Source organism: Streptomyces sp. NPDC001410 (assembly GCF_042895235.1).
Classification (GTDB): Bacteria; Actinomycetota; Actinomycetes; order Streptomycetales; family Streptomycetaceae; genus Streptomyces.
In genome coordinates this window covers 381,639-407,987 of record NZ_JBIAWE010000002.1, presented here as the reverse complement: position 1 = coordinate 407,987, position 26,349 = coordinate 381,639, and the positions used below count along the sequence as shown (strand labels likewise).

General features: G+C 71.9%; 23 protein-coding genes and 1 tRNA gene. 8 read left to right on the top strand and 16 right to left on the bottom strand.

What is annotated here, in order from left to right; genetic code table 11:
• Positions 1-2: 2 nt before the first annotated feature.
• Both ACFY3C_RS05360 and ACFY3C_RS05355 read left to right on the top strand, forming a co-directional pair.
• Positions 3-2,708 carry an ABC transporter permease gene (locus ACFY3C_RS05360; RefSeq protein WP_390769772.1) on the top strand — a complete coding sequence of 902 codons (2,706 nt, stop codon included), beginning with the start codon at positions 3-5 and terminating at the stop codon, positions 2,706-2,708.
• A gap of 29 nt (positions 2,709-2,737) precedes the next feature.
• Complete coding sequence (locus tag ACFY3C_RS05355) at positions 2,738-3,694, top strand: ABC transporter ATP-binding protein (protein ID WP_390769771.1); 957 nt, start codon at positions 2,738-2,740, stop codon at positions 3,692-3,694.
• Between the two features lie 31 nt (positions 3,695-3,725).
• Here the strand turns inward: ACFY3C_RS05355 and ACFY3C_RS05350 are convergent, their stop codons facing one another.
• From ACFY3C_RS05350 to ACFY3C_RS05310, 9 genes are all read right to left on the bottom strand, one after another.
• A complete protein-coding gene (locus ACFY3C_RS05350) occupies positions 3,726-4,403 on the bottom strand; it encodes a hypothetical protein (RefSeq protein WP_386581204.1) in 678 nt (225 codons plus the stop codon).
• The gene (locus ACFY3C_RS05345) at positions 4,400-4,813 is read right to left on the bottom strand and encodes an acyl-CoA thioesterase (RefSeq protein WP_386581202.1); all 414 of its coding nucleotides are present in this window, start codon (positions 4,811-4,813) and stop codon (positions 4,400-4,402) included. Before ACFY3C_RS05345 ends, ACFY3C_RS05350 begins: the two co-directional genes overlap by 4 nt.
• Positions 4,814-4,819: 6 nt before the next feature.
• Positions 4,820-6,484, bottom strand: a complete 1,665-nt coding sequence (gene ettA / locus ACFY3C_RS05340) for an energy-dependent translational throttle protein EttA (protein WP_386581200.1) — start codon at positions 6,482-6,484, stop codon at positions 4,820-4,822.
• A gap of 199 nt (positions 6,485-6,683) precedes the next feature.
• Positions 6,684-8,705, bottom strand: coding sequence for a hypothetical protein (locus ACFY3C_RS05335; protein WP_390769935.1), 2,022 nt, complete (start codon positions 8,703-8,705; stop codon positions 6,684-6,686).
• A 286-nt stretch (positions 8,706-8,991) separates the two neighbouring features.
• On the bottom strand, positions 8,992-9,537 hold the full coding sequence (locus tag ACFY3C_RS05330) for a putative immunity protein (protein WP_390769770.1): 546 nt from the start codon (positions 9,535-9,537) through the stop codon (positions 8,992-8,994).
• Positions 9,538-9,589: 52 nt separating this feature from the next.
• Positions 9,590-10,999, bottom strand: a complete 1,410-nt coding sequence (locus ACFY3C_RS05325; protein WP_390769769.1) for a Cys-Gln thioester bond-forming surface protein — start codon at positions 10,997-10,999, stop codon at positions 9,590-9,592.
• A gap of 322 nt (positions 11,000-11,321) precedes the next feature.
• Positions 11,322-11,792 (bottom strand): single-stranded DNA-binding protein, encoded by a 471-nt coding sequence (locus tag ACFY3C_RS05320; RefSeq protein ID WP_386581195.1) that lies wholly within the window; start codon positions 11,790-11,792, stop codon positions 11,322-11,324.
• A gap of 341 nt (positions 11,793-12,133) precedes the next feature.
• A complete protein-coding gene (locus ACFY3C_RS05315; RefSeq protein WP_390769768.1) occupies positions 12,134-14,479 on the bottom strand; it encodes a YfjP family GTPase in 2,346 nt (781 codons plus the stop codon).
• Positions 14,480-14,482: 3 nt separating this feature from the next.
• Complete coding sequence (locus tag ACFY3C_RS05310; protein WP_386581191.1) at positions 14,483-16,090, bottom strand: dynamin family protein; 1,608 nt, start codon at positions 16,088-16,090, stop codon at positions 14,483-14,485.
• 271 nt (positions 16,091-16,361) lie between these two features.
• Between ACFY3C_RS05310 and ACFY3C_RS05305 the strand changes: the two genes are divergently transcribed.
• The 3 genes from ACFY3C_RS05305 to ACFY3C_RS05295 all read left to right on the top strand — a co-directional run bounded on the left by ACFY3C_RS05305 (position 16,362) and on the right by ACFY3C_RS05295 (position 18,064).
• A tRNA-Arg gene (locus tag ACFY3C_RS05305) sits at positions 16,362-16,437 on the top strand.
• Positions 16,438-17,090: 653 nt separating this feature from the next.
• Positions 17,091-17,501 carry an RICIN domain-containing protein gene (locus tag ACFY3C_RS05300; protein WP_390769767.1) on the top strand — a complete coding sequence of 137 codons (411 nt, stop codon included), beginning with the start codon at positions 17,091-17,093 and terminating at the stop codon, positions 17,499-17,501.
• Positions 17,502-17,866: 365 nt separating this feature from the next.
• A complete protein-coding gene (locus tag ACFY3C_RS05295; protein WP_390769766.1) occupies positions 17,867-18,064 on the top strand; it encodes a hypothetical protein in 198 nt (65 codons plus the stop codon).
• 154 nt (positions 18,065-18,218) lie between these two features.
• On the opposite strand, the gene ACFY3C_RS05290 is transcribed toward ACFY3C_RS05295, so the two are convergent.
• Positions 18,219-18,602: a hypothetical protein gene (locus tag ACFY3C_RS05290; RefSeq protein WP_390769765.1), complete on the bottom strand. Its 384-nt coding sequence runs from the start codon at positions 18,600-18,602 to the stop codon at positions 18,219-18,221.
• A gap of 660 nt (positions 18,603-19,262) precedes the next feature.
• Between ACFY3C_RS05290 and ACFY3C_RS05285 the strand changes: the two genes are divergently transcribed.
• Positions 19,263-19,400: a hypothetical protein gene (locus tag ACFY3C_RS05285; RefSeq protein WP_386581186.1), complete on the top strand. Its 138-nt coding sequence runs from the start codon at positions 19,263-19,265 to the stop codon at positions 19,398-19,400.
• 44 nt (positions 19,401-19,444) lie between these two features.
• Here the strand turns inward: ACFY3C_RS05285 and ACFY3C_RS05280 are convergent, their stop codons facing one another.
• From ACFY3C_RS05280 to ACFY3C_RS05270, 3 genes are all read right to left on the bottom strand, one after another.
• Complete coding sequence (locus tag ACFY3C_RS05280) at positions 19,445-19,927, bottom strand: GNAT family N-acetyltransferase (protein ID WP_390769764.1); 483 nt, start codon at positions 19,925-19,927, stop codon at positions 19,445-19,447.
• A 63-nt stretch (positions 19,928-19,990) separates the two neighbouring features.
• Positions 19,991-20,443 carry a GNAT family N-acetyltransferase gene (locus tag ACFY3C_RS05275; protein ID WP_390769763.1) on the bottom strand — a complete coding sequence of 151 codons (453 nt, stop codon included), beginning with the start codon at positions 20,441-20,443 and terminating at the stop codon, positions 19,991-19,993.
• An 87-nt stretch (positions 20,444-20,530) separates the two neighbouring features.
• On the bottom strand, positions 20,531-21,079 hold the full coding sequence (locus ACFY3C_RS05270) for a nitroreductase/quinone reductase family protein (RefSeq protein ID WP_390769762.1): 549 nt from the start codon (positions 21,077-21,079) through the stop codon (positions 20,531-20,533).
• A 79-nt stretch (positions 21,080-21,158) separates the two neighbouring features.
• Here ACFY3C_RS05270 and ACFY3C_RS05265 point away from each other — a divergent pair, with 79 nt between their 5' ends.
• The gene (locus tag ACFY3C_RS05265) at positions 21,159-21,749 is read left to right on the top strand and encodes a TetR/AcrR family transcriptional regulator (RefSeq protein WP_390769761.1); all 591 of its coding nucleotides are present in this window, start codon (positions 21,159-21,161) and stop codon (positions 21,747-21,749) included.
• A gap of 79 nt (positions 21,750-21,828) precedes the next feature.
• Here the strand turns inward: ACFY3C_RS05265 and ACFY3C_RS05260 are convergent, their stop codons facing one another.
• Entirely contained in the window at positions 21,829-23,865 is a 2,037-nt protein-coding gene (locus ACFY3C_RS05260; protein ID WP_390769760.1) for a hypothetical protein, read from the bottom strand.
• Positions 23,866-24,061: 196 nt separating this feature from the next.
• Between ACFY3C_RS05260 and ACFY3C_RS05255 the strand changes: the two genes are divergently transcribed.
• The gene (locus ACFY3C_RS05255) at positions 24,062-25,021 is read left to right on the top strand and encodes a D-2-hydroxyacid dehydrogenase family protein (protein WP_390769759.1); all 960 of its coding nucleotides are present in this window, start codon (positions 24,062-24,064) and stop codon (positions 25,019-25,021) included.
• A gap of 58 nt (positions 25,022-25,079) precedes the next feature.
• On the opposite strand, the gene ACFY3C_RS05250 is transcribed toward ACFY3C_RS05255, so the two are convergent.
• Together ACFY3C_RS05250 and ACFY3C_RS05245 are read right to left on the bottom strand one after the other, a co-directional pair.
• Entirely contained in the window at positions 25,080-25,652 is a 573-nt protein-coding gene (locus ACFY3C_RS05250) for a DUF2087 domain-containing protein (protein WP_390769758.1), read from the bottom strand.
• A gap of 74 nt (positions 25,653-25,726) precedes the next feature.
• Complete coding sequence (locus ACFY3C_RS05245) at positions 25,727-26,239, bottom strand: hypothetical protein (RefSeq protein ID WP_390769757.1); 513 nt, start codon at positions 26,237-26,239, stop codon at positions 25,727-25,729.
• Positions 26,240-26,349: the final 110 nt, after the last annotated feature.

Here is a 26,349-nt window from a genome sequence, read left to right as displayed (position 1 = left end):
CCGTGCCCGCCGTGGTCGCTCCCTGGGTGCGCACCCGGCTGCGGGCCGCGCCCGGTGCCGCGCTCGCGCTGGCGCTGCTGGTCGTGGTGACCGCCTGTCTGGCGGGGGCCTTTCCGCGTGCGGTCGACCGGTACGAGGACGCGGGTCTGGTGCACGCCCTCCACCAGGCCCGCCCCGAGCGCACCACCCTGCGGGTGAGCCCGCCGATGCCCCTGTACGACATGTCCGGCGACGACCCGGGCGCGCTGCTCCGTCCCGGCGTGCTGAAACGGCAGTACGAGAAGCTGCTGGGCGCGGTCGGCGGTTCGCTGTCCGTCGACCGCGGCCAGTCCGCGTACGGCATCGCGACCCAGACCGGCACGGCCGTGCCCGATCCGTTCATCCCGCGTCCGAGCGGGCTGCTCGCCCATGTCCAGCTGGTCGCGCAGAGCGGCCTGGCCGGGCACTCCGACGTCCGCGAGGGCCGGCTCCCGCGCACCTCGGGCCCGGTGGACGCGGCTTCGCCCGAGGTGGAGGCCGCCGTCACCGCCGCCACCGCCAAGAGCCTGCACATCAAGGTGGGTTCGGTCATCCACGTGCCCGGCGTCGGCCGCGGCCCGCTCGCCGTCCGGGTCACCGGCATCCTCACCCCGCGCGACCCCGGCGGCGCCTACTGGTCGACCGTCCCACTGCTGCGCACGCCCAGCCTGGTCCCGACGCCACCGCCCGGCCCGCCGCAGACCTACTGGCTCGGCGCACTCCTGCTGCCCCTGGAGGCGGCCCCCGCCCTGCCGGGCCTACGCGGAGAGCCCTCCCGCTACTGGTACTTCGCCCCGGACCTCGGCGGTCTGCGCGCCCATGACCTGGACCGCCTGAGGTCCGCCGTCGCCTCCCTGGAGTCCGGCCCCGGCCTGCGGCGCGCCCGCACCATCACGGGCGAGGACACCGACGTCAGCACCGCCCTGGACGACGACCTCGCCGCGTTCTCCCGGCTTCGCTCGCGCATCGCCCCGCTGGTCGCGGTGGCCGCCGCAGGCACCGCCACGGTCGCCGTCGTCGTGCTGCTCATGGCGGGCGGCCTGGCCGCCGACCGCCGTCGCACCGAACTCGCCCTGCTCCGCGCCCGGGGCGCCTCCCTGCCCGGCCTCACCGGCCGGCTGCTGGCCGAGACCGCCGTGGTCGCCGTACCCGCGGGAGCGGCCGGCCTGGCCGCCGCGCTCCTCCTGTTCCCCGGCGCCCGTACCGGTCCCGCCGTGGCCGCCGCCCTGGCCGTCACGCTCACCGCCTGCGCCGCCCTCCCGCTGCGCGCCGCGCTCGCCCACCGCGCGGTACGGGTGACGGCCGCGCGGGAGGACGTGACGGCCGTACGACCCTCCCGGCGCCGCACGGTGGCCGAGCTGACCCTGCTGGCCCTGGCGGCCGGGGCGGTGGCGACCCTGCGCCGCGGCGGCACGTCGGCCGGTCAACTGGTGTCCCTGGCCCCGGTGCTGACCGGCGTCATCGCGGCCCTGCTGCTGCTCCGCCTCCACCCTCTGCTGCTGCGCCGCCTCGCCCGCCCGGCCGGCCGGCTGCGCGGGGCGGTGGGCCATCTGTCCCTGGCCCGCGCGGGCCGCGCCCAGGCCTTTGCGGTACTGCCCCTGCTGGCGCTGCTGACCGCCCTGACCACGGCGGCGTTCGGCGGCTCGGTCCTGGCCGGTGTGGCCGAGGCCCGCGACCGCGCGGCCCTGCTCACCGTCGGGGCCGACGCCCGCATGGACGCGACCGCCGCGCTCCCGGCGGACCTGGCCGCCCGGGTACGCGCGCTGCCCGGGGTACACGGGGTGGCGGCGGCGAGCATCACGTACGAGGCGAAGCCGCTGGACGGGGAGGACACGGTACCGCTGGTCGGGGTGGACCCGGCCGCCTACGGCCGGCTGACGGCCGGCACCGGCCTCAGGACCTTCCCGGCAGGCGAGTTGAAGAACGCGAAGACGCTCCCCGCCCTCGCCTCCCCCTCCATCGCCCACGCCTACGGCACCCGGCAGCCCTTCCTGGTACGGCTGGGGGACGGCAGCGCGGTCACCGTCCGGATCACCACCGTCCTCGACCGCACCCCGGCCGTGCCCGGCGCCGACTTCCTGATCGTGAACCGCGCCGGGCTCCCGGACGCGGCCGTCCGCCCCACGACACTGCTGCTGACCGGCGCCCACGTGGACGCGGACGCGCTGCGCCGCGCGGCCCCCGCCTCGGTCACGGTGCAGACCCTGGACGAGGTGCGGTCCCGGTACGCCGACTCGCCCCTGCAGACCGGCGCCGGGCACGTCTACACGGCGGCGGTGGCCGCGGGCGCCGGCTTCGCCGTCCTCGCCCTGCTCCTCGCGCTGCTGCGGGCGGCGCCCGAACGCGCCGCGCTCCTCGCGCGGCTGCGCACGATGGGCCTCACCCGCGCCCAGGGCCGCCGCCTCCTCGTCCTGGAGTCCCTCCCCCAGGCCCTCCTCGCCGCGGCCGGCGGCACCCTGACCGGCTGGACCGCCATCCGCCTCCTCTCCCCCGGTATCGACCTCACCACCATCGCCCTGACCTCCGCCCAGCCCGGCGTGAACTCGGCCGCCCTGCACCCGGACACCTGGTCACTGACGGCACCGGCGATCACGGTGGTGGTGCTGACGGTGGGGGTTGCGGGGGCCCAGGCGTGGTGGACGGGGAGACGGGGGTCGGTGCGGGAGCTGCGGGCGGGGGAGAGCCGATGAGCGTTCAGGGCAACCATCCAGGAGACCCCATGACAGCCGATCCCACCCTCACCGACCTCACCAACCAGGTCACCGAGACCCGCAACAAGCCCGCCTACGGCCACGACGCCCTCATCACCTGCGACCGCCTCGTCCGCATCTTCTCCGCGGACGGCGTGGAGGTGCAGGCCCTCCAGGGCCTCGACCTCCTCGTCCGCGAGGGCGAGCTGATGGCCCTGGTCGGCGCCTCGGGCAGCGGCAAGTCCACCCTCATGAACATCCTGGCCGGCCTGGACACCCCGACCGCGGGCGCCGCCCGCGTCGCCGGCCGCGACCTGCTCACGATGACCGCGAAGGACCGCCTCGTCTACCGCCGCGAGGTCGTCGGCTTCGTGTGGCAGCAGACCTCCCGCAACCTGCTCCCCTACCTCACCGCGGCCCAGAACGTCGCCCTCCCGCTCCAGCTGTCCGGCACCCGCACCCGCCGCCGCGCCCGCACCGAACGCGCCCTGGAACTCCTGGAGTTGCTCCAGGTGGCCGACTGCCGCGACCGCCACCCGCACGAGATGTCCGGCGGCCAGCAGCAACGCGTCGCGATCGCGGTGGCTCTGTCGAACGCCCCCGCGGTCCTCCTCGCCGACGAACCCACCGGCGAACTCGACTCCCAGACCGGCGCGCAGATCTTCGACGCGTTCCGCACCGCGAACGATTCGCTCGGCACCACCATCGTGATCGTCACCCACGACCAGGCGGTGGCCGGCGAGGTCCGCCGCACGGTGGCCATCCGCGACGGCCGCACCTCCACCGAGGTACTGCGCCGCAGCGAGGTGGACGCCACGACCGGCCACGAGACCGTGGTCGCCCGCGAGTACGCCATGCTCGACCGCGCGGGCCGCCTCCAACTGCCCGCCGAGTACACGAAGGCCCTGAACATGCGCGACCGGGTCGCCCTGGAACTGGAGCCGGACCACATCGGCGTGTGGCCGGACGACAGCGAGGAGACGTAGCGCAGAAGCAGAGGAGAAGCAGGAGGCCGGGTCAGCGCAGGCTGACGCCGAGGGTGCCGAGCCCGGCGCGCCGCACCGCGACGGATCCGTACGGCGTGCGCAGCCTCAGCCACGCCCCCGAGGAGAACAGCCCGGTCTCGGCCGCGCCGGTCCCCGGCCGCAGAAAGCCGAGCGACTGCGCCGCGTGCACGGCCCGCACCGGCAGCCGCGTCTCCCCTATCGCCCGGGACCAGATGTCCCGTCCGATCCGGTCCAGCTCCGTACGCGTACGCCGCTCCGGCGCCAACTCCTCGGTACGGGACCGGAACTCGGCGACGGCCGCGGACACGGCCTTACGCAGCGCGTCCGGTGTGGGCAGCCCCGGCTCGGGCTGCCAGCCGCCGCGCGGCGGCAGCACACCGGCCCACGGCGGCCCGGTGACCGCGGCCGGGACGGCGGCCGTGGCGGCCCGCTCGTCCACGGACTCCAGCAGTTCACCGGCGGAGACGGTCACGTCGAGCGTGACGTCGAGCCCGTTCTCGTACGGCTTCGCCAGGCGCACCGCGCGGACCGCCAGCACCTCGAAGGACGGCGGCCGTCCGAACACGGCGAGTGCGGTCCCGGACGCCTGCAGGCGCACCGCGGCTCCACGGTCGTAGTGGAGCAGCCGGGAGAGGAAGGCGGCGAGGTCCGCCGCCTCCGACTCGTCGGCCAGGTGCAGCACCGTCATGCGGCGACGGCCTCCTCGTCGGCCGCGTCCGTGTACTCCTCGAGGAACTCCCGCTCCTCCTGGGTGATCCGGCGCGGCCGCTGGGCCTCGAAGTCGAACGGCACGACCACCGTCGAGGCCCGTACGTAGACCACGTCCTCGTCCTTCACCTCGTAGGTGATGGTGAAGGACGCGGCCTTGATCTCGGTGACCCACAGCTCGATGTCCACCGGGTGGTGCCGGTGGACGAGCTGCCGCTTGTAGTCGATCTCGTGGCGCGCCACCACGGACCCCTGCTTGAACTCCTTGTCCGGGCGGAACAGGAAGTTGATCCGGGCTTCCTCCAGGTAGCGGATGAAGACCGCGTTGTTGACATGGCCGTACGCGTCCATGTCGGACCAGCGCAGGGGGCAGCGGTAGATGTGACGCAAGATCGATCAGCCCCGGGTCAGCTTCTTGTAGGTGGCGCGGTGCGGGCGCGCGGCGTCCGGCCCGAGCCGCTCGACCTTGTTCTTCTCGTACGACTCGAAGTTGCCCTCGAACCAGAACCACTTCGACTCACCCTCGTAGGCGAGGATGTGCGTGGCGACGCGGTCGAGGAACCACCGGTCGTGGGAGACGACCACGGCGCAGCCGGGGAACTCCAACAGCGCGTTCTCCAGGCTGCTGAGGGTCTCGACGTCGAGGTCGTTGGTGGGCTCGTCGAGGAGCAGCAGGTTGCCGCCCTGCTTCAGGGTCAGCGCCAGGTTGAGGCGGTTGCGCTCACCACCGGAGAGGACACCGGACGGCTTCTGCTGGTCCGGCCCCTTGAACCCGAAGGCGGACACATACGCGCGGGACGGCATCTCGACCTGTCCGACGTTGATGTAGTCGAGCCCGTCGGACACGACCTCCCACAGCGTCTTCTTGGGGTCGAGGTTCTCGCGGCTCTGGTCGACGTAGGAGATCTTGACGGTCTCGCCGACCTTGATGTCGCCGGAGTCCGGGGTCTCCAGGCCCTGGATCATCTTGAACAGCGTGGTCTTGCCGGCGCCGTTCGGGCCGATGACGCCGACGATGCCGTTGCGCGGGAGGGTGAAGCTCAGCCCGTCGACGAGGACCTTCTCACCGAAGGCCTTGTTCAGCTTGTCGACCTCGACGACGACGTTGCCCAGGCGCGGGCCCGGCGGGATCTGGATCTCCTCGAAGTCCAGCTTCCGCATCTTGTCGGCCTCGGCGGCCATCTCCTCGTACCGCGCGAGACGGGCCTTGGACTTGGCCTGACGCCCCTTGGCGTTCGACCGCACCCACTCCAGCTCTTCCTTGAGCCGCTTCTGCCGCTTGGCGTCCTTCTGGCCCTCGACCTTCAGACGGGTGGCCTTGGTCTCCAGGTACTTGGAGTAGTTACCCTCGTAGCCGTGCAGGCGGCCGCGGTCGACCTCGCAGATCCAGCCGGCGACGTTGTCGAGGAAGTACCGGTCGTGGGTGACGGCCACGACGGTGCCCGGGTACTTGGCGAGGTGCTGCTCCAGCCAGTTCACGGACTCGGCGTCGAGGTGGTTGGTGGGCTCGTCGAGGAGCAGCAGGTCGGGCTGCTCCAGCAGCAGCTTGCAGAGCGCGACGCGGCGCTTCTCACCACCGGAGAGGTTGGTGACGGGCCAGTCGCCGGGCGGGCAGCCCAGCGCGTCCATGGCCTGCTCCAGCTGAGCGTCGAGGTCCCACGCATTGGCGTGATCCAGCTCCTCCTGCAGCTTGCCCATCTCGTCGAGCAGCGCGTCGGAGTAGTCGGTCGCCATCAGCTCGGCGATCTCGTTGAACCGGTCGAGCTTGCCCTTGATCTCGGCGACACCGTCCTGGACGTTCTCCAGCACGGTCTTCGCCTCGTCGAGCGGCGGCTCCTGCAGCAGGATGCCCACGGTGTAGCCCGGCGACAGGAACGCGTCACCGTTCGACGGCTGCTCGAGACCAGCCATGATCTTCAGCACGGTCGACTTACCGGCACCGTTCGGGCCGACGACACCGATCTTCGCTCCCGGCAGGAAGCTCAGGGTGACGTCGTCGAGGATCACCTTGTCGCCGTGCGCTTTGCGCGCCTTGCGCATGGTGTAAATGAACTCAGCCAAGAGAAACCGTCCGGCAGCTTGAATCTGGCAGTGGGCAGATACACCCCATCTTGCCTGACGGCTACCCCTGGATGGAAACCAGTACGGGCGGGCGGCGCTGACCTGGGGTTTCCCGGAACGGCCGAGGGGCCGTCACACCCGCGGATCCGGGTGTGACGGCCCCTCGGACCGGATGGTCCGGCCTGGCCGTGCTGGAGACTCAGCCCTTGGCGTGCTCGCTGTCCAGGGTCGCCCCGGCGTCTCGCTGCGTCGGGATCACCGGGAGCGCGCGCACCGCCATGCTCGCCCGGTGCTCCTCGGCCTCCGCGCACAGCGCCCGGGCCGCCTCGTTGAAGCGGACGACGGACGGCGGGTCGGAGGGGCCCAGCAGGTGCAGCTTCAACTCGGTGCGGGCCTCGGCGTAGGCGTCCTTCTCGGGGTGGCGCACGGACTCCAGCAGGGCCGGTATGCCGGCCGCGTCCGGAGTGAGGACGGCGCCTGCCCGGACCGTCGGGAAGGCCGTGCGGAAGTCCTGCTCGGGAAGGCCGCTGGTGTTGGCGACGGCGTAGGGCTTCTCGCTCTCCAGGTAGTCGGAGATGACGCTGGAGACATCGCTGACCAGCACGTCGGCCACGTTGAAGCAGGCGTAGACGTTCGGCCGTGCCCCGGTGACGATCTGGTGCTCCCACGCGGGGAACGAGGCCCAGAACGCGGTCTCCCAGGCGGCGGTCGCGGCGGTCACGGCCGCGGCCCGGCCGGGCTCGGGGACCGACTGGAGCAGCATCCGCTCCGCGTCGTCCGCGCTCGCCCGGAACGAGGACGTGGTCAGCCGGTCGAGTTCGGCGGTCCGGTCGGCCAGCTCAGCCGCCGCGGAGGGCGCCGGTCGCTCGTTGGCGTGCTCCGCGGCACGGACGGCGTTCGCGGCGCGGATCATCTCCTGGATCCGGGCGTTCGCGGCTCCCGCCTGGGGAACGACCGAACCCGTCAGCGGGTGCGGCTTGTACAGGAGCCGGACCCCCGGATCGGCCAGGAGCGCGCGGACGATGTTCTCGCCGGCCTCGATGATCGAGGTGTTGCCCGGGTTGCCGTCCCAGCCCTCCCACGTGGGGGCGTAGAGAACCGTGGTGTACGGGCCGGTGGGCGCACCGGCATAGGGCGCGATCGCGTCCAGCTGCGGGCGTCCGATCTCCACGACGTCCCGGTCGTCGACACCGACGTTCGCGAGGGCGTACCGCTCGCGCGCCGCGGGACCGGCCACCCACACCTCGTCGTAAGCCTTCGCGTACGGGTTGCAGCTGGACAGCTTGTCGCTCTCGCCGTGGTTGACGAAGGCGTGCTTGATGGTGGGGATCCGCAGCACCTGCGAGGTCTTGCCCGAGTTCGACGGGTGGATCAGCATCTTCAGCGTGGACTGCTCGAGCCGCATCAGGTCGGCGACCTTGGGCAGGCACACGATCGGGATGTCGGTCGACGCGATCTTCCGCACCATGAAGCGCTCACGGAGCACGATCAGCGGACGGCCCTCCAGCCGGGCCAGCGGCTCCAGCCACATGTTCGCCTGGTAGGCCGAGCTGGTGCCGCCGGAGAAGTACATGCCCGCCGTCGGCTGGTACTCCGCGAGCCAGGCCTCGAACCACTCCAGCGCCTGCTCGCTCGTCACCGGCCTGCGGGCCGGCAGCAGGCGCACCAGCAGCATGCCGACGGCCACCGCCGCGAAGGCGGCGGACACGGCGATGCCCGCGGCCGCGGACCGGCCCGAGACGCCCGCCGCGGTGGCCAGCAGGCCGGCCGTCGAGGGCACGCCGAACATCAGGAGCCGCTGCCCGGCACGGTTCATCAGCAGCGCCGGAGGAGCGGGGCTCAGCCGCAGCGGCGAGGCGTCGATGTTCCGGGTCACCACGGGCAGGGTGCGGGACCGGCGGACGAGGATCGCGAGCGCCTGGCAGGCGAAGTGGAGCGAGTAGAAGACCAGCAGACCGCAGACGAGAACCAGGTACTTCGTCTCGTAGTCCTGGTCCTCGATGCGGATCAGACCAGCCACCAGCAGAAGGTCCCGCACGACCTGGCGCACGAACACCGTCGCATGCAGCTTCCCGAGGGCCGAGGCCATGCTCCGCTGCCAACGGTGCATGGCCATGTCAGCCAGCAGTCCGGCAACGACGGAGGCCACGAGCAGGGGAACACTCGGGAGGAAGGCGCCGACCGCCTGGCCGGCGTACGACAGAGCGAGCACCGTGGGCAGGAGGAGGCGTGCCGCTGCGGTACGCAACCGAGCGGGCAAGGGCGATGACACTTCGCGGGCTCCAGGCAACTCAACATCCCTGAGCACGGACTCGCCGACCGGCGCGATCAGATGACCGCGGCCTGGAAGCCGATGCACACGGATGTTCTCCTAATAGGTGGTCGGACTTTACCTGTGTGTCAGCCACTTTTGCCGCGGGGGTGGCCTGGAACACCCTCCCGCTTTGCCCGGGCGGCCGGTCCTGCGTGGAAAACCGATCAAGCGGAGCGCTCCGACCTGGGGTTTCTCAGGAGCGGAGGGCGGAGTCGAGGTCGCGGATGAACTCGCCCACTCTCCCGCCCCCGGGAGGCGCCGCGGGCAGCCGGCCGAGCACCTCGGTGACCGCCGCCGGTGCGTGACGACGCGCCCATTCAAGGGTCCCCGCGGCGACGGGCCGACCCTCGGATGCCGGCCCCTCGGATGCCAGCTCCTCGGCTCGCGCCGCATGCGCCGCCGCACCGAGGATGTGCTTCACCTGATGAGCGTCCGCCAGGGGATGGAGGAACGCGGCACCGGCCGCATGGCAGGCCGCTCGGGCCGCGTCGACCGCGGCGGGTGAATCGGCCTCCTGAGCCGCCCTGAACGCCGCCCAGCCGCTCTGCCGCAGCGCCCCCGTGCGCCGGCCGCCCCCGGCAAAGGCGTCCGCCGCGTCGATGGCATCGCGAGGGCGGGTGTCGGCAGGAAGACTCTCTTCGAAGATCGACAGCGCCCTGCGCGCACACTCGGCCGCGTAGCCCGTGATCTCACGAAGTTCGTGTTCGCTCAGCTCGATCTTGTCCGACTTGGTTGGCACGGCTCAATCCTGCCGCAGGCCGCCGGGCGGGCGCGGCAGGCCGCGAGGTCCGTCACTCCCCGGTGGGCGTCTCCTTGCGGCGCAGGATCACCAGGGCCGCGCCACCGATCACCACCAGGCCGATGGCCACTCCGGCGATCATCGGGGTGATCGCGGAGCCGCCCGTGGCCGCGAGGTCGGTGTCGGGCGGGGTGGTGTTGCCGCCGACCGTGGCGGGGCTGGGCTCGCTGAGGGTCTGGGTGCTCTTGGTGGTCAGCGAGCCCTGGGTCCTGCAGTCGAGGACGCCGGTGAAGCGGTCGCTGAAGCCGTTCGGGCCGGTGATCGTGAAGTCGTAGGGCTGGTCCTCCTGGAGCGGGACCGTCACCGTGCGGGTGGCCCCCGCCGGGATGGTGTGCTCGGCTCCCATCAGCTCGAAGGTGAAGGGCTGGTCGCCCTTGTTGACGGTGGTGATGTCCACGCCGCCCTTGGCGCAGTTCTTCCGGGCCGACACCGCCGGTATGGCGCCCGTGTCCGCCCAGGTGGCACTCGCGGTCGCGGAGACCGTGGACTCGCTGGAGCCGGCCAGTATCTGGGTCTGGCTGCGGCTCTCGGAGGCGAAGGCACGCCCCACCGGCACGGTGGTCGACGCCTGCACGGTCAGCTGGGCCGACCCGTCGTCCGCGTCCTCGGGGATGTCGAAGTACAGCCGGCTGCCGTTCTTCGCCGAGGTGATCACCTTGCCGGTCCTGTCGATGATCCGGACCCCGCTGCCGGCCACGTCCTCGGGCGGGCTCACCGTCACACTGTCCGCGTTGGTGTGCACGGTCACCGGGCCGAGCAGATCACCGGGGCGGCCGGAGACCGCGGGCGGGTCGAGGGTCAGCGAGGCCTGCGGCTCGGCGCTGCCGCGGGCCCTCTTCTCCAGGTAGTCGGCGAGCTTCTCGGCCTGCGGGTCGACGGCGTCGACCTTCGCCCCGTCCGAGTAGCGCCAGATGGCCACCTGGGTGCCGGCCGCCGCGTCCTGCTCGGTCAGTCCGCTCGCGCCCGCCTTCCGGGCGAGGGCGGCCAGGTCGTTCACCTGGGGGTAGGAGTTCTGCAGGATCCAGCGGATCCGGCCGGCGTCCTTGTTGGCGCCCAGCGAGGTGCCGCTCCAGGGCGTCTCCTGGTAGCGGGCGTCGCGCTGGGTGGGGTTGTGGATGTCGACGCAGTACGTCTGCAGGGTGCCGCCGCCGTCCACGGACATCTCGAACAGGCCCGCGGCCACCTGCTGGTCGCCGCCGTCCTCGTGGATCACGGCCTCGCCGTAGGTCTTCAGACCGTTGAGCGTGGCTGTCGCGCCGCCCTGGGTCTGTGGTGTCCCGTCGGCCGCGGCCGCGCCGGAGCCGGCCAGCACACTCGCCGTCACCAGGCCGGACACCAGCGTCACGGCGCTGAGGCGAGCCACTTGGGCGGATCGAGGAAACCCAGAGAACGCAGCAAGCACAGAATTCCCCTTCGAGCAGGACCCGTTGGACGTGGGGGACGGTCCCACCAGCAGAATCGGCGGCCCCGAGGGGCATGCCCGGCATCCTATGGATCACGCGGACCTCGCCCGGCCGGTCAGATCGTCTGATAGCCGATCCGATCCGGAATCGTTATCGCCTGGACGGGATACGAGCTGGGCTTATCGACAAATCCACCAATTCGGTGGGGTGTTCAACGTGACGCACCGACAAGCCGCAGCTCGGTCCGGGCGCAGGCCGGGTCGTCGGCCAGGTCGCAGGCAGTGCCGAGGAGCGGTCGACGGAGCCACCACTCGGCTCACGTCATGTCACTGCCGCTGGCTCCGGGCGCTGTTGGGCCAGATCGTCGCCCGGGGCTTCGGCGGGCGGTGTCTCCCAGCTCGGCTCCGGACGTACCGCCGCCGGCGCCTCCGGCCTGGCCGCGCGGCGGAAGAGCGCGGTGCCCCGCGCCAGGTCGTGGCCGATGGCCACCGCGTCGATGTCGGCCGACGCCCAGCTCTGCTGCCCCTCGCGCACCTCCGAGCGGACCTTCAGCCGCCCCTGGACGACGACGGGCTGGCCCACCTCCACCGACGCCGCCACGTTCACGGCGAGCTGGCGGTTGGCCCACACCGTGAAGAAGTTGGTGTGCCCGTCCGTCCAGGCGTTCTTCTCCCGGTCCCAGTACCGCGAGGTCACCGCCAGCCGGAACCGCGCCGACGGGCCCGACGCCGGCTCCCGGTACACAGGCTGCGTCGCCACGTTGCCCACCACGCACACCACGGTCTCGTTCATCGTGAACCCCTCCCTCGCCCAGCCCTTCGACCGGGCGGACACGCGTACGGGCCCCTCCCGTACGGCTGCGTCTGCCGTGCCGGCGCACCCGATCCGCGTACGCCGTCACACGCCACGCCGATCGCCTGCGCCGCCCGCCCTCCACTCGTCGGACGTGCGGTGCGATCGCCGTGGGACCAGACTGCCTCCGCCGGGCCGAGCCCGCTGAGCGCTGTGGACAGCCACCCGCCTGTGGAAACTCCCGTCACCCGAACGAGTGGCCCACGTGTTCCCCGGCCCCCTCACCCACCCCCGCCGGCCGCACCCACTCCCGCCCCGGCCGGCCTCACACCGCCCCGGCCTCACACCGCCCCGGCACCGCTCCGGACCACCCGCCCGTACTGCTCCCGCACCTCCTGGTACCGCAGCAGTTCCGCCGCCACCGGATCGAGCACCCGGGCCCGGCCGCAGCTGGAGGCCGCCTCCCGCAGCCGCCGTTCCGCCTCCATGCCGTACCGGCGTGCCGGCCCTCTGGCCGCCATCCGGCAGCCCCACTCCACGAGCGGCCCGCCGACGATCCCGCACACCATCAGCAGCACCGGCACGCCCAGGTTGGGTGCCGTGAACCCGGCGATCTGGCCCGCCAGCCACAGGCCGCCCACGACCTGCAGCAGGGTCATGGCCGCCTGGACCAGCACGGCCACCGGCCACCAACCCGGGCGCGGCGGCCGTCCCAGCGGCATACCGGCCCGCGCCGCCAGCTCGTCCAGCGCCTCGGACAGCCCCTGGGAGCCGCGTGCGGCCGCCTCGCGCACCGCCGCCGCCCACGGCGTCGGCAGACCCGCCGAGGCCCGGTCGGCGACCGTACGGACCGCCTGTTCGACCCGCTGGCGGGCCGTGGCCTCCTCGTCCGTCTGGGCGCGCACCCGGACCCGGCCCGTCATGGGTCCGCCACGGTCCTGGTACCAGCGCCACAGCCGCAGCCAGGGCGTGCCGCAGGCGCGGTTGGCGTTGCGCAGCCAGGCGCGTTCGGCGGCCTCGCCGGCCGCGGTGGCGCCCACGGCGGCCGCGAGCCGGGCGGCGAACTCCTCCCGTGCCTCCTCGCTGAGGCCGACGCGCCGGCCGGTGGTGTAGAGGGGCCGCAGCTCCTCGGCCGCGGCGTCCACGTCGGCCGCGACCCGGCGGGCCGCCGCGCCGCGCTCGGTCACGAACTCGCCGAGCGCCTCGCGCAGCTCACCGATGCCGTCGCCGGTGAGCGCGGACAGCGCGAGCACGGTGGCGCCCGGTTCGCCGTACTCGCCGAGCGCGACACCGTCCTCGTCGAGCAGCCGGCGCAGATCGTCCAGGACCTGGTCGGCGGCCTCCCCGGGCAGCCGGTCGACCTGGTTGAGGACGACGAACATGACCTCCGCGTGGCCGGCCATGGGCCGCAGATAGCGCTCGTGCAGCACGGCGTCCGCGTACTTCTCGGGGTCGACCACCCAGATGACCGCGTCGACAAGCTTCAGGATCCGGTCGACCTGCGTCCGGTGCTCGACGGCCGCGGAGTCGTGGTCGGGCAGGTCGATCAGGACCAGCCCGCGCAGCTGCCCCTCGGCCTCCGCGCTCTGCACGGGGCGCCTGCGCAGCCGGCCCGGGATGCCGAGCCGGTCGATGAGACTCGCCGCGCCGTCGCTCCAACTGCAGGCGATCGGGGCCGCGGTGGTCGGGCGCCGTACGCCGGTCTCCGAAATGGCCACTCCGGCGAGCGCGTTGAACAACTGCGACTTTCCGCTGCCGGTGGCGCCCGCGATGGCGACGACGGTGTGCCGCCCGGAGAGCTTGCGGCGGGCGGTCGCCTCGTCCAGCACCCGGCCCGCCTCGGCGAGGGTGCGGGTGTCCAGGCGGGTGCGGGAGAGGCCGACGAGTTCGCGCAGGGCGTCGAGACGGGAGCGCAGGGGGCCGTCGTAGGCCAGGGGCGCGGGGATGTGGCCACCCGAGTTGCCCGAGTTGCCCGAGCTGCGCAAGGGGGTGTCGAGTACGGAGGCACGCTCGGCGGCGAGGGCGGCGGCGGTGCTCTCCGTCACGCGCCGGGCGATGAGCCCGTCGTCCCAGGCGCCCTCGGACTCGAGGTCGGGGTCCGAGTCGGAGTCGGGGTCGCGATCCGCATCGGAGGCCGGGGTGGGGGCGGGGGCGGACGGGCCGCCGTCCTTGGGGCGGGTGTGCGGCCCGCTGCCGGCGTCGGCTTCGGGGGTCTTCACGCGCGCGTGCGGCTCCCCGTCCCCGTTCGGCTCGGGTACGCGCGCGGGGGGCTCACTCTCCTTGCGCTTCTCCGGTACGCGCACGTGCGGCTCGCTCTCCGCACGCTTCTCGGGTACGCGCGCGTGCATCCCGAGGTCCGTCTCGGCGTCCCGTTCCGCGGCCCCGACATCGCCCCCGGCCCCGGCCCCAGCCCCGGCCGCGACTGCGACATCGGACTCGGCCGTGGTCTCGGCTTCGGCGCCTGTGCCGGCACCTGCCTCGGCGATGTGCCCCTCCGGGGCCGGGCCTCCCTGTCCCGGAAGGCCGTCCCCGGAACCGCCGCCCGCCGGCGGGAGGCTGTCGCCAAGCTCGCCCTTGCCTCCGAGACCGGGCTCCTCTGCCCCGGCCCCGTCCGCGTGCTCCATGCGTTCCATGCGATCCATGTGGTTCATGTGGTCCGTGTGGTCGTGGTCAGTGACGGCGGTCACCGGTCACCTCTCCTTCTGCAGTACGGACAGCGCGGCGATGAGTTCGGCCTGGGGCTCGGCCTGGACGTCCAGGGCGTCGAGCGGGGCGAGGCGCCGCTCGCGTTCGGCGTGCATGACGCGGTCGACGTGTTCGGTCAGCAGGCGTCCGGCCCGGTCGCGCAGCCGAAGCGCGCCGTGGGCGCTGATCCGCTCGGCGAGCCTCTCGCCCGCGTTGCGCGCCCGGCGCCCGCCCAGCAGCGCGGTGGCGACCAGGGCGGCGACGACCTCGGCGTCGGGCGCGACGCTGCGCTCGAGTTCCCGTACCTCGTCCTCGGCGTACTCCTCCAACTCGCGCCGCCAGCGCCGTACGGCGAGCCCGATGCGGTGCTCGGCGTTCTGCAGGGAGGGATCCCGGCCGGCGAGCCCGGCGGCGCCCGCGGCGGGCTCGCGCCGCCAGGCCTCGTCGACGCGCTCGTCGGCGGCGGTGACGGAGCACAGGAGGAGCGCGGCCAGGCTCTCCACGAGGGAGTCCAGCAGCTCACCGGGAGTGCAGTCGAGAGGGAAGGCGCGCCAGCGCTTGAGGGCGTCCCCGGCGAGCACGGCCCCGGACTGCAGCCGACCGCGCACGCGCGCCTGCTCGCTGTCGTACGCGCTCTCGACGGCGGAGGTGAGCCGGAGGGCGGCCGCGTACTGGGCGGCGGCGGCACTGGCCAGCTCGGGCAGGCGCGACTTCAGCGAGTCGAGGAGGCCGTACGCCGTACGGGCCATGACGCGCTGGCGGGCCGTGGAGTCCTGGGCGTGGTGGACGAGCCAGGTCCGCAGAGCTGCCACGGCGGTGGCGGGGAGCAGACCGCCGCCCCAGGCCGACTCGGGCAGCTCCGGCACGGTGAAGCGGGGTACGTCACCGAGGCCGGCCTTGGTGAGCAGGGCGCCGTACTGGCGGGAGACCTCGGAGACGACCTGGTGGGGCACGCGGTCGAGGACGGTCACCAGGGCGGCGTCGTACTCCTTGGCGGTGCGCAGCAGATGCCAGGGAACGGCGTCGGCATAGCGGGCGGCGGTGGTGACCATGACCCAGACGTCTGCGGCGCAGATCAGCTGGGCGGCCAGGACACGGTTGTCGGCGATCAGGGAATCGATGTCGGGCGCGTCGAGCAGGGCGAGCCCGCGCGGGAGGGTGTCGGCGGTCTCGACGCGCAGCACGCGCGCGCGGTTCGGACCGGAGATCAGGAGGTCGTCACCCGCCTCCTGGTCCGGCACCCACACGCGGGTGAGGTGGGGGAGGACACGCATGCTGCTGAACCAGTGATGGTCCTCCGGATGACAGACCAGCACCGGCGTGCGGGTCGTCGGCCGCAACACGCCCGCCTCGCTGACCCGGCGCCCCACAAGGGAGTTCACGAGGGTCGACTTGCCGGCCCCGGTGGAGCCGCCGACGACGGCCAGCAGGGGCGCCTCCGGCTCCCGCAGCCGGGGCAGCAGGTAGTCGTCTAGCTGCGCCAGGAGTTCTTCGCGGTTCGCACGCGCGCGTGGGGCCCCGGCCAGGGGCAGCGGAAAGCGTGCGGCGTCGACACGGTCGCGCAGCGCGGAGAGTGTGTCGAGCAGCTGAGGCCCTACGTCCAAGGTCACCACATGCGAAGAATGCCCAAATTTAGGGGAATTCTGAAGCATATGGACATCTCAGCGCGCCGATGGAACACATCGGATGTAAGGGATGACCGGGACACGGGCACAGTCCAGGCATAACGAGTGCACAACACCCTGTGCGCCAGGGGCCAAAAGCGGTGCACGATTCGTACCTGCCTGCGATTATCAGGACCGCTTCACTGAACCTCCACATCGAGCCACGGAGGCGAAGCATCCGGGTCAAGGAACGGGGAGCTTTATCCTTGTCCCGCACCAGGCCCCCGTAGCTCAGTGGATAGAGCAGGCGCCTTCTAAGCGCTTGGCCGCAGGTTCGAGTCCTGCCGGGGGCGCCACCCCTCGCCCTCCCGATCGGGAGGGCTTTTTGCTGGCCAGGGCACGTTTCACTAGACACGACAAAGCCCCGGGCGCTCCCCCGACGCTCAAGGGAAGACTCCGGGGCTGTCCGGCCGTCACCGGGTTTTCGCGGGTGGCCGTGTCGAATACGTGTCGTAGTTCTCGCCCGCGAGAGTCAGCCGAGGTCCGGCAGCTCGGGAAGATCTCCGGCAGCTTCGAGCCGCCGCTTCAAATCAGGCAGCCGCCCCTCGACGTACTGGGCGCAGGGCGCCGGCAGCACGGGCACGCTGTCCCCCCCCAACCACGTCCTTCACGCGAATGGCTACGGCTTCCTCGGGGCGTGGACCGCAGTAGTAGGGCGTGGCGAAGAAGGCGTGCAATCGCTCGCCCCCACGAGGCCGGCACCGGGCTGGAGGGGGCGCAGTTCGAAGCCGCGGGTCCGTAGTGGCGAGCGCGGGGTGCTCCCATCCCGTACGCCATCGACCCAGGCGGAGCCGAGCAGGCGGACGTGACTGGCGGCAAGACCCACAGGCTGCGCAAGTGATTCTCATTCGCACTGGTTTGCGGTTGGGGGGCGAGTGGCACAGGTAACGCCGCCACAGACATTCGACCGGGTGGATATCCATTCACCGGCACGCGGAAGTGAGGCCACATGGCAACCATCACCCCGAAGAAGACCGGCGGGCCGTTCATGTTCATCCATGAGGTGACCGGCACCTACATCGAGACGGACAACTACAACGACAACGTCAACGAGGCCATCCAGACGTGGAACCTGAGCCCGTTGATGACCGCGAAGGGGTATCCGGGCCACCTGTGGTACCTCAAGCCGTTCGATGGTGGCGCCTATCTGATCAAGACATTCGAGAACGGACGCTGCCTGACCGCGTCGGCCACCTCGGCGACTGATTTCCCGCGCCTGCAGGAGAAGGACGGAGGCATCCGTCAGCAGTGGACCTCCGCCTGGTCCACGACGACATCAACAGCTACGAAGACACCTACGCGATCATCCCCCGCGCCTACCCGGGCCACGCCCTGGCGCCGCTGGGAAACAGTGCCCTGAACAACGTCTACGTGGTCCCCACCCCGATGTGGGACGCGCCGCCTTCCGTGTCACAGTACTGGAAGGTGATCGACAAGCCAGAAACGTGACCCGGCGAGCGATGAGACGCAGCTGATGGCCGGATGGCCCGGAGGGGTCGCAGGCGCCGCCACGGTCCGCTGAAGTGACCGAGGCGCAGAGCCGGTTGGTCGACATCGCCGGTTCCCCTTGATCGGCCTGACCCGTGCCCAGTTGCACCGCTTCGTTGTTGTCCGCCAGGCGGGACATGTAGCCGACCTCCGGCCCCGACCACGGGAGGAGCCGCAGTTCGTTCGGGACACATACTGTCTCCCGGACAGTTGCCGGCTGAGAGCTACCGTGACCGCATGCGCAATGAGAGGCACGATGAGCGGCTGTCGGGCGAAGAGTTGGAGCTGTTCCTCCAGTACCTCCACAGGTTCGCGAACCACGACCTGGATCTCTTCGCCCTCATGCAGGTGGGAGACCCCGAGTGCCCCGCCTATGTGACCTTCACGAGGGAGCCTGAAGCAAGTGTCGACCGCTCGGCCTACCGGCGGCCGTAGGGGCCGTAGTTGGCTATGGATCGTGTCGAATGCGTATCGACGGCAGGTGACAGGCCGCCAGCGTCACCCCTCGCCCTCCCGCCCGGGAGGGCTTTTTGCTGGCCAGGGCACGTCAGCCGCCGTGTGGTGACGGCGGCTCCCGGTACTGCCGGGGTCAGGTGTTCCTGGTCCTCCGGCGGCGCACGGCCGTGTAGCCGGCGGCGGCGAGGACTGTCGCGCCGCCTCCGGCGACTGCGGCAACGGTGCCGGTGCGGCTGGAGGAACCGGCCGTCTGCTCGCAGTACCGGTCGTTGTCGGCCTTGACCGTGATGGTCAGGTGCCCCCGGTTGCCGATCGCTGCGGACTTCTCGTGCTGCCCGGCGATGTCGACCGGGTAGCTTCCCGGCCCGATGTCGCAGCTGATGGTGCCGTAGCCCTCCCCGAAGCTGTTCTTCCGCATCTGAACGGTCACGTCCTTGGCGAACGCCGGAGACTTCACAGTGAAGTTGCCGTTGCCGTCCGCGGCCAGGGAGGTCAGGTCGACGTCGGACGTGACCACGACGGGCGCACCCTGCTGAAGGGGGCCGTCTGCGGTGCTGTCGCTGTCATTTTCGCGGATGCTGATGCTCAGGCCCGGACCGTCCGCCGCCGAGGCTGTGTGAGAGCCCGTGAGGCCGACGATGGTCGCGGTGAGAGCGGTTGCTGCAGTGCGCAGGTACATCGCGCGTATCTCGCCTTCCTGAGAGGGGGCAGTCGTAGGCGCCCGCGGTCATGACAGAGGCGTGGGTCCACAGCTGGTTAGAGGGCGACATCCGGACTTCCGTTCCCACGCGGGAGGGGCCCGGAAGCGCAGGTCCTGAGGCCGTCAGAAACGTGATGGCTACCGGGCGCATGGGGTTGTACCTTGCCCTCATGACCGACAAGCAAAGGGGCAATGCCGCGTAGGCGCCCGTCAGCCCTTCGGGGTGAACTCCCGGTCCGCCTCTTGAGGCGGCGTCATTACCCGCTCATCGATCGCCTTTCAGGATCTTGCACAGCTGACCTCCGTCGGCTGGAACGGACCCGCTTCTGGCCCGAAGCCACGGAAGAAGCGTTCTGGCACTGGAAGGCCCTTGCCCAGCTGCCTCTCAAGCACCTTGTGGATCCACTCGCAGGTGCTGACTGCGGCGTCCCTGAGTGCGGGTGTTACGGCGTCGGTTTCCGGGATCATCTCGAAACCGTGCTTCACGCGTTGCCCAAGAAGAGCGCGCGTGAGTTGCGCGCCCTCGTGCGGGCCCTCGACGAGAAGATCCTGGCGAGAGCCAAAGTCATCCCGGCCGAAAGCCTGGACGTGCCGTGGTGGCGAGGTCAGCTCTAGGGGCCCTGGGCGGCCGGCTCGGTTTCCGGCTCATTCAACCGAGTTCACGACCCTTCGGAGGAGATGCGAGGCGCGTACGCCACACGCTCGAAGGGCCACTCGCGGGCCAGCCAGTCACTGACGACGCGGTAGAGCTCGGCGTCGAGGGAAGCATGGTCCGCCCGGACCCAGGAGCGGACGTCGGTAACACCAGGGTCCTGGCGTGAGCCGTAGATGTAGACACAGCCGATGACGTCGTCCCCAGGGACCGACAGGACGGTGTAGGTGAAGCCGACGCGCCGGTCGAAGTCCTGCGCGTGCCGGCGCAGGTCGTCGAGGTTGGCCTCCAGGGGCATGCCCCCTGGTGGCGGCCAGGAGCGGCCGACGAAGTCGGGGTTGGCCCGAATGTAGGCGATGCTGGAGGTCCAGGCGGCGTGATCGGCAGCATTGTGCTGAGGGCCGAGGGGCTCCAGGCGGAAGCGGTCGGTCGCAGGCGGGTGCGGTACGGCGAAATCGGGGGCCACGAGGGGCTGGTCGGGTGAGGTCACCGCGGGAGGCTATCCCCGGGCCCCTGCCGATCTCTCGCGAATATCGGGAGACAGCGCCGACGGTCAGGACGCGGCCGAGGCCGGCTCTCGGAGCATGAACACGTCGATCGGGTCCTCGGTCTCGAGGGTGAAGCCGTGCCGCTCGTACAGCCGCCGGGCCGGGCTGCCCTGCAGCACCTGCAGCCGGACCGGGGTGCCGTCACGGTCGCACCGCTCCAGCAGCTCGCGCAGTACGGCTCCGCCGATGCCGCTGCCCTGCAAGTGCGGGGCCAGGTAGAAGTGTTCCAGCCAGTGGGCGTCCTCGGCCGGGCGCAGCGCGACGCAGCCGGCGAACGCGCCGCCCGCCTCGATCACCCAGGTGTGCGCCGGTACGAACCTGTCCCGCAGCCGCTGCCGCACCCGCCGCTCGTCGTAGAGCCCGAGCCGCTCCAGATCCGCCCGCATCACCACGGCCCGCAGCTCGGCCATCGGCTCGACGTCCGCCGTCGACGCCGGCCGTATCTCCCAGTCCCCCATGATCGCCAGGCTATCGCGCCGTGAACGGCACGTTCCTGCCGGAGCATGGCCCGAGATCCACCCGCACCGTCACCAGCTCCGTCCCCATCACCCGCACCACCACCGCGTTGAGCGCCCGCAGCGGGTGCCGGCGGCCGAGGCGGCGCTGGCGGGCGTAGGGGTCGTCTTCGGGCAGGACGTGGGCGGTTCCACGGTGCCAGGTGAAGCGCAGGCCCTCGCGGAAGCGGACCCGCACCTCGGGGCAGCGGCGGATGTTGGGACGTAGCCCGCCCGCTCGCCGTGTTCGGCCACGATCCAGAAGGTGTCACCTTCCCGGCCGTTGCCCACGGGTGTGGTGCGGGGGCGTCCGCTGACCCGGCCCCGGGTCTCCAGCAGCGCGTAGCCGAGCGGCATGACCCCCAGCCGCAGCAGCAGCCGTACCGGCGGATTGATCAGGTACCGCTGCACCCGGGCGACCACCGCACGCTTGAGCCGGGAGCCCGCCAGGGTCAGGGGCACGTTGGCCGCGAGTACGGCGCTCAGCGCCACGGGGAAGGCCGGGCCCCGTGGCGCGGTGGGGTCGAGGAGCCAGTCCGCCCACACGAGGGCGAGCAGGGCCAGGCTGGCGGTGAGGAGACCTACGGCGCGTCCTCTCATGGCGTTTCCGCACCTCCCATACACTCGTATTGGTCCATACGCTCGTATGGTAGTAGCTATGGGAGAAAACGGGCAATGAGTGGCTAAACAGGCGGGGCGGCGGGGCGAGATCACCGACGTTCTCCTGCGGATCGCCGCCACCCGGGGCCTGGATCACGTGAGCGTCCGGGAGGTCGCTGGGGCGGCCGGGGTGTCCATCGGGGCGGTGCAGCACTACTTCGCCACCAAGGACGAGATGCTGGTCTTCGCGTTCCGGCAGGTCGCGGAGCGGACCCGGGCGCGGGTCGCGGGCCTCGACGCGCGCACCGGACCGCGTGCGGCGCTGGCGGCGGCCCTGCGTGAACTGCTGCCGCTCGACGAGGCGCGGCTCGCGGAGTGCCGTGTGTACGTCGCCTTCGCCGCCCGCGCCGCCACCTCGCCCGTGCTCGCGGCCGTACAGCGGGAGACACTGGCCGCGATCCATGCCGAGCTGCGGCAGGTGCTGAGCGCGGTACCCGGCCCGCGCCGGGGGCCGCGGCCCGACCCGGAGGTCGAGGCGCGGCTGCTGCTGGCCGTCACCGACGGCCTCGTGTTCGACGCGGTCAGCGCCCCGGGGACCTTCACCCGGGCCGATCTGGAGACCGCGCTGGACACCTACCTGGACCGGCTGTTTCCGGGCGACCGCGACTGACGCAGCCAAGCCCCGGACACGGCTCGGCCCTCCTCCCCCGCTCAGGCCGACACAGCTTCAGATCCGGCTCGGCCTCCGCTCAGGCCGCCAGTCCCGCGCCCCCCGCGACCCCCGCGTCCCCCTCGCCCCCTTCCGCGCGTTCCGCCGCCGCCCGCGCCGCCAATGCGTTCGCCGCCGCGTTGAAGCGTTCCATGGAGGTGGGGTGGTCCGGGCCGAGGACGTACTCCTTGAGGGTGCGGCGGTCGAGGGTCATCGGGTCGGTGTACGGCGCCCGGACCGCGTTCAGGATCTCCGGGAGGCGGGTGCACTCGCGGTCGAGGAGGTAGGCGCCGCCGGCGGTGGTGTAGGCCGCCCGGAACTCGTCGTCGGGCAGGTCGCGGGCGTTGGTGAGGACGTACGGCTTGAGGCCGGCCACGAAGTCGGCGACGACCGAGGAGACGTCGCTGATGAGGATGTCCGCCTGGTTGAAGCACTCGTAGAGGGCGGGCAGTTGCTTGAGGATCACGTTGTGGCGGACCGGGCCCCGGCTCTCCCAGAAGATCCGGTGCCACTCGGCGCGCAGCTCCTGCCACTCGGCCGCCCCCGCGCGGTCGGGCACCCGTGCCTCGCGCAGCTGCTCGGCGTCGTCGCCGCCGAGTCGGCCGGCCAGCTCGTCGAGGCGGGCCTGTATCTCCTGCAGCCGGGGCTTCGCCGCGGCGACCGCGGCCTCCGCCTCCGCCGCGCCGCGCTGCTCGTTGTCGGCCCGCAGCAGCTCGCGGATCGCCTTGTCGGCCGCGGCCGCCTCGGCGGAGCGCTTGCCGGTGAGCGGGTGCGGCTTGTAGATGACCCGGACGTTCTGCGCGAGGAGCTGCTCGATCAGGGGCACGCCCATCGGGATCAGCGAGGTGTGGCAGTCGTCGTCGCTCCAGCCCTCCCAGGTGGGCGCGTAGAGGACGACGGGGAGCGGGCCGGGTGTGTGCTCGGCGTGCAGGCGGATCGGGGAGAGTTGCGGGCGGCCCACCTCGACGATGGCACTGTCGCTGATGGCGTGCCGGACCCGCTGGTAGCGGTCGCGGCCCGCGCGGCCGGCCACCCAGATCTCGTCGTACACCTTGCTGACCCGGTTGCTGCTGGCGAGCTTGTCGCTGTCGCCGTGGCCGATGAAGACGTGCTTGGCCTCGGCCACCCGCAGCATGTGCACGTTCTTGCCCGCGTTGCCCGGATAGAGGACGACCCGGACGCCGGACAGCTCCAGTTCGGCCAGGTCGTCGGCCTTGGGGACACAGACCACCGGGATCCAGGTGCGGCTGAGATGGCGGAACGAGGCACGCTCCCGAAGGATGATGACCGGGCGCAGGTCGAGCTGCTCCAGCGTCTCGATCCACATGTTGACCTGGTACATGAAGTCCCGGGAGACGGAGGCGAAGCTGAAGTACAGCGCCACCTCGGGGCGGTATCCGGCGAGTTGGCGGTTGACCTCGGCGAACACCTCGTCCCGGGCGGGCATGCGGCGGACCCTGCGGTACTGGCCCAGCAGCGCGATGACGCCCGCCACGGTCACACCGACGGTGAGCGCGAACCCGGTGTACGCAGGTCCCCAGGTCCCGGCGGCCAGCGCGGCGAGGAGGCCGGCGTGGGCCGGCAGGTCCAGGTGGAGGAGCTTACGCAGGAAGCGCCGGTAGAGGACGGCGGGCGGCTGCTTCGGGACGGGCAGTCCGCTCATGTCGAGGTTGCGCACGACCAGCGGCAGCACCCGGCGCCGGCGGATCGCGTGATGCACCGCCGTGTACAGCATCATCATCGCGAAGTGGGCGCTGAAGACGGCCAGCGCGGCGACCAGCACCTCGTCCGGCGCGTCCATCCGACTGGCCAGCGCGAGCAGCATCACCGTGCGGACGGCGAACCGCAGCGGGCGGGTGAGCTGAAGCGCCGCCAGCCTGCGCACGAAGCCCGGAGCCCTGGAGTGCAGCACCTCGTCCGCGAGATACGTCACCGCCGACGCCGCGGCGAAGCCCCACAAGGACGGCAGCAACGCGAAGACGGGCAGCGCGGCGAAGCCGGCACCGAGCAGGAGTACGAGGAGCAGGTCGGCCGCCCCGCGCACGCGCAGGACACCACACAACCGACGGATCATCATCAGCAGGATTCCTCTTCCAAGATGGCAGGCGTGCGGTGGGGCAAACGCCGCTGTTCGCCAGTTCGACGTAAGAAGAGGATGAAGAGTTGTACACCAGACAGAAAGAAACAGTTCACGTTCCGTTTGGCAGGTGTATGGCGCCCGGCGCCCGCTCCGGACCTGCCGGTACAGTCGCCGCGGGGAAGGGAGAGACGACGTGCGACTTCGCTGCGCGGTACTGGACGACTTCCAGGGTGCGGCCACCGAGTCGGCCGACTGGTCGGTGATCGAGGATCAGGTGGAGGTCGTCGCACTGCGCGAGCACCTCGACGGCGAGGACGCCCTCGCCACGGCCCTCGCCGACTACGACATCGTCGTCACCCTGCGCGAGCGCGTCCCGTTCCCCGGCTCGTTGATCGCCCGCCTGCCGCGGCTGAGGCTGCTCGTCGCCTCGGGGATGCGCAACAGCGTCATCGACTACGCCGCCGCCGAGGCGCACGGCGTCACCGTGTGCGGTACGGCGAGTGCGTCGACGCCTCCCGTGGAGCTGACCTGGGCGCTGCTGCTGGGCCTGGCCCGCGGGATCGTCGAGGAGAGCGAGGCGCTGCGCTCCGGCGGGCCCTGGCAGTCCACCGTCGGCGCCGACCTTCACGGCCGCCGGCTCGGGCTGCTCGGGCTCGGGAAGATCGGCGCCCGGGTGGCGCAGGTCGGGCTCGCCTTCGGCATGCGGGTCGCTGCCTGGAGCCAGAACCTGACCAAGGAACGGGCCGAGGAGGTGGGCGTGGAACTCGCCGCCTCCAAGGAGGACCTGCTGGCCACCAGCGACTTCGTCTCCGTCCACCTGGCCCTCGGCGACCGCACCCGGGGCCTCGTCGGCGCCGCCGAACTGGCCCTGATGAAGCCGGACGCCTACCTGGTCAACACCTCCCGCGCGGCGATCGTGGACCAGGACGCCCTGCTGGCCGCGCTCCGCGAGGGCCGGATCGCGGGCGCCGGTGTCGACGTCTTCGACGTCGAGCCGCTGCCCGCGGACCACCCGATGCGCACCGCACCCCGCCTCCTCGCCACGCCCCACCTCGGCTATGTGTCCCGGGCCAACTACGCGACGTACTACGGCCAGGCGGTGGAGGACATCCAGGCCTACCTCGCGGGTTCTCCGGTACGACGGCTGCCCTGAGGTCCCGTCACACGGCGGCAGGACCGGTGACCGGTACGGGCAACCGCTTGACGGTGCGTCAATCAGTATCCGGACGCCGGTAGATCCCCTCGCTCCGGTGCAGATGGTGGAGGTCCACCAGATAGCGCCGGAGCGTCACATGGTCGATCTTGTCGGAGTCCTCGCACCAGGCTCGCAGGCGCTCGTTCACGACCCGCTCCGGGTACTCGACGCCCGGCTCGAAGGTCCGCTCGGCGATGTGCCGCAGTACAAGCTTCTTCCGGGTCCACTGGGCAGGCAGCCGTACCAGCCGCCCGTCCCGTACGAAGGTGTCCAGGACGGCGTTCGTCCCGTCCCCGGCCCGTGGCGTCGGCCGCTCCCGCCGGGCCAGCTCGCGGAACAGGTCGTAGGAGACGGCCGGTCCGCCCTGCGCGCCGTCCGTCACCACGCCCTGTTCGCGCAGCCGCAGCAGCGCCAGCGCCGTGTCCTTCGCCGACAGTCCGGCCACCTCGGCGATCCGCTCGGGGCTGTCCGCGCCCAGTGCCACGGCGGCGAGGACACGCAGCCGGCTCTTCTCGGCCAGCAGCCCGACCAGCTGCCGGGCCCGCTCGGCCGTGGCTGCGCCGGCGTCGGTGTCGGTGTCGGTGGTCATGACCGCAGGTTAGGGGGACGGCCACACCCGACGCCTCCCATTAACACCCGCCCGAGACGGTGACCTACCGCCGGCTACTGGCCCGGTCCCGTGCCCAGGGTGGCGCCGGGGACGGTCTGCAGAACCGGGGCGATGACGCCGGCCTGGGGAAGCCTGAGGTCCGGGAGGCCGAAGTTGTCCGGGTTGGGCTGGGTCAGGGGGGCGTCCAGTGCCAGGCCGGGGCCCAGGGTGTGCAGGTCGGAGGCGGGGGCACCCACGCCGACCTGGTCGAAGCCGTCACCGAGGACGTGCGGAAGGGGTGTCCTGAGGTCCGCGCCGGGCAGGGCGCCGGTCACCGGCAGCTGGGGCAGCGTCCGCTCGGGCAGGAGCCGGCCGGTGACGTACCGCGGCCCGTCGGGGGCGCCCGGCGTCAGCAGCGGTACCTCCAGACCGGCCTTGGGCACCTCCATGTTCAGGGAGTCGGAGACGCCTTCCAGCGGCACGGGGACGGGGACCGCACCGACCGCCGCGGCGGGGCCGGCGGCTCCCACGACGGCCGCGACGCCCGTGACGAATGCGGCAAGGGTTCCTCGGGTGCTCGACTTCATGGCGGGTACAGGCCCTTTCAGGGTGCGGAGGGTTCGACGTCCGTACCGCGTAACGAGCCTGAAAACGCCGTCAGCACACATTTCGCCCGGGTGCAGCAACTGTCGGCTCG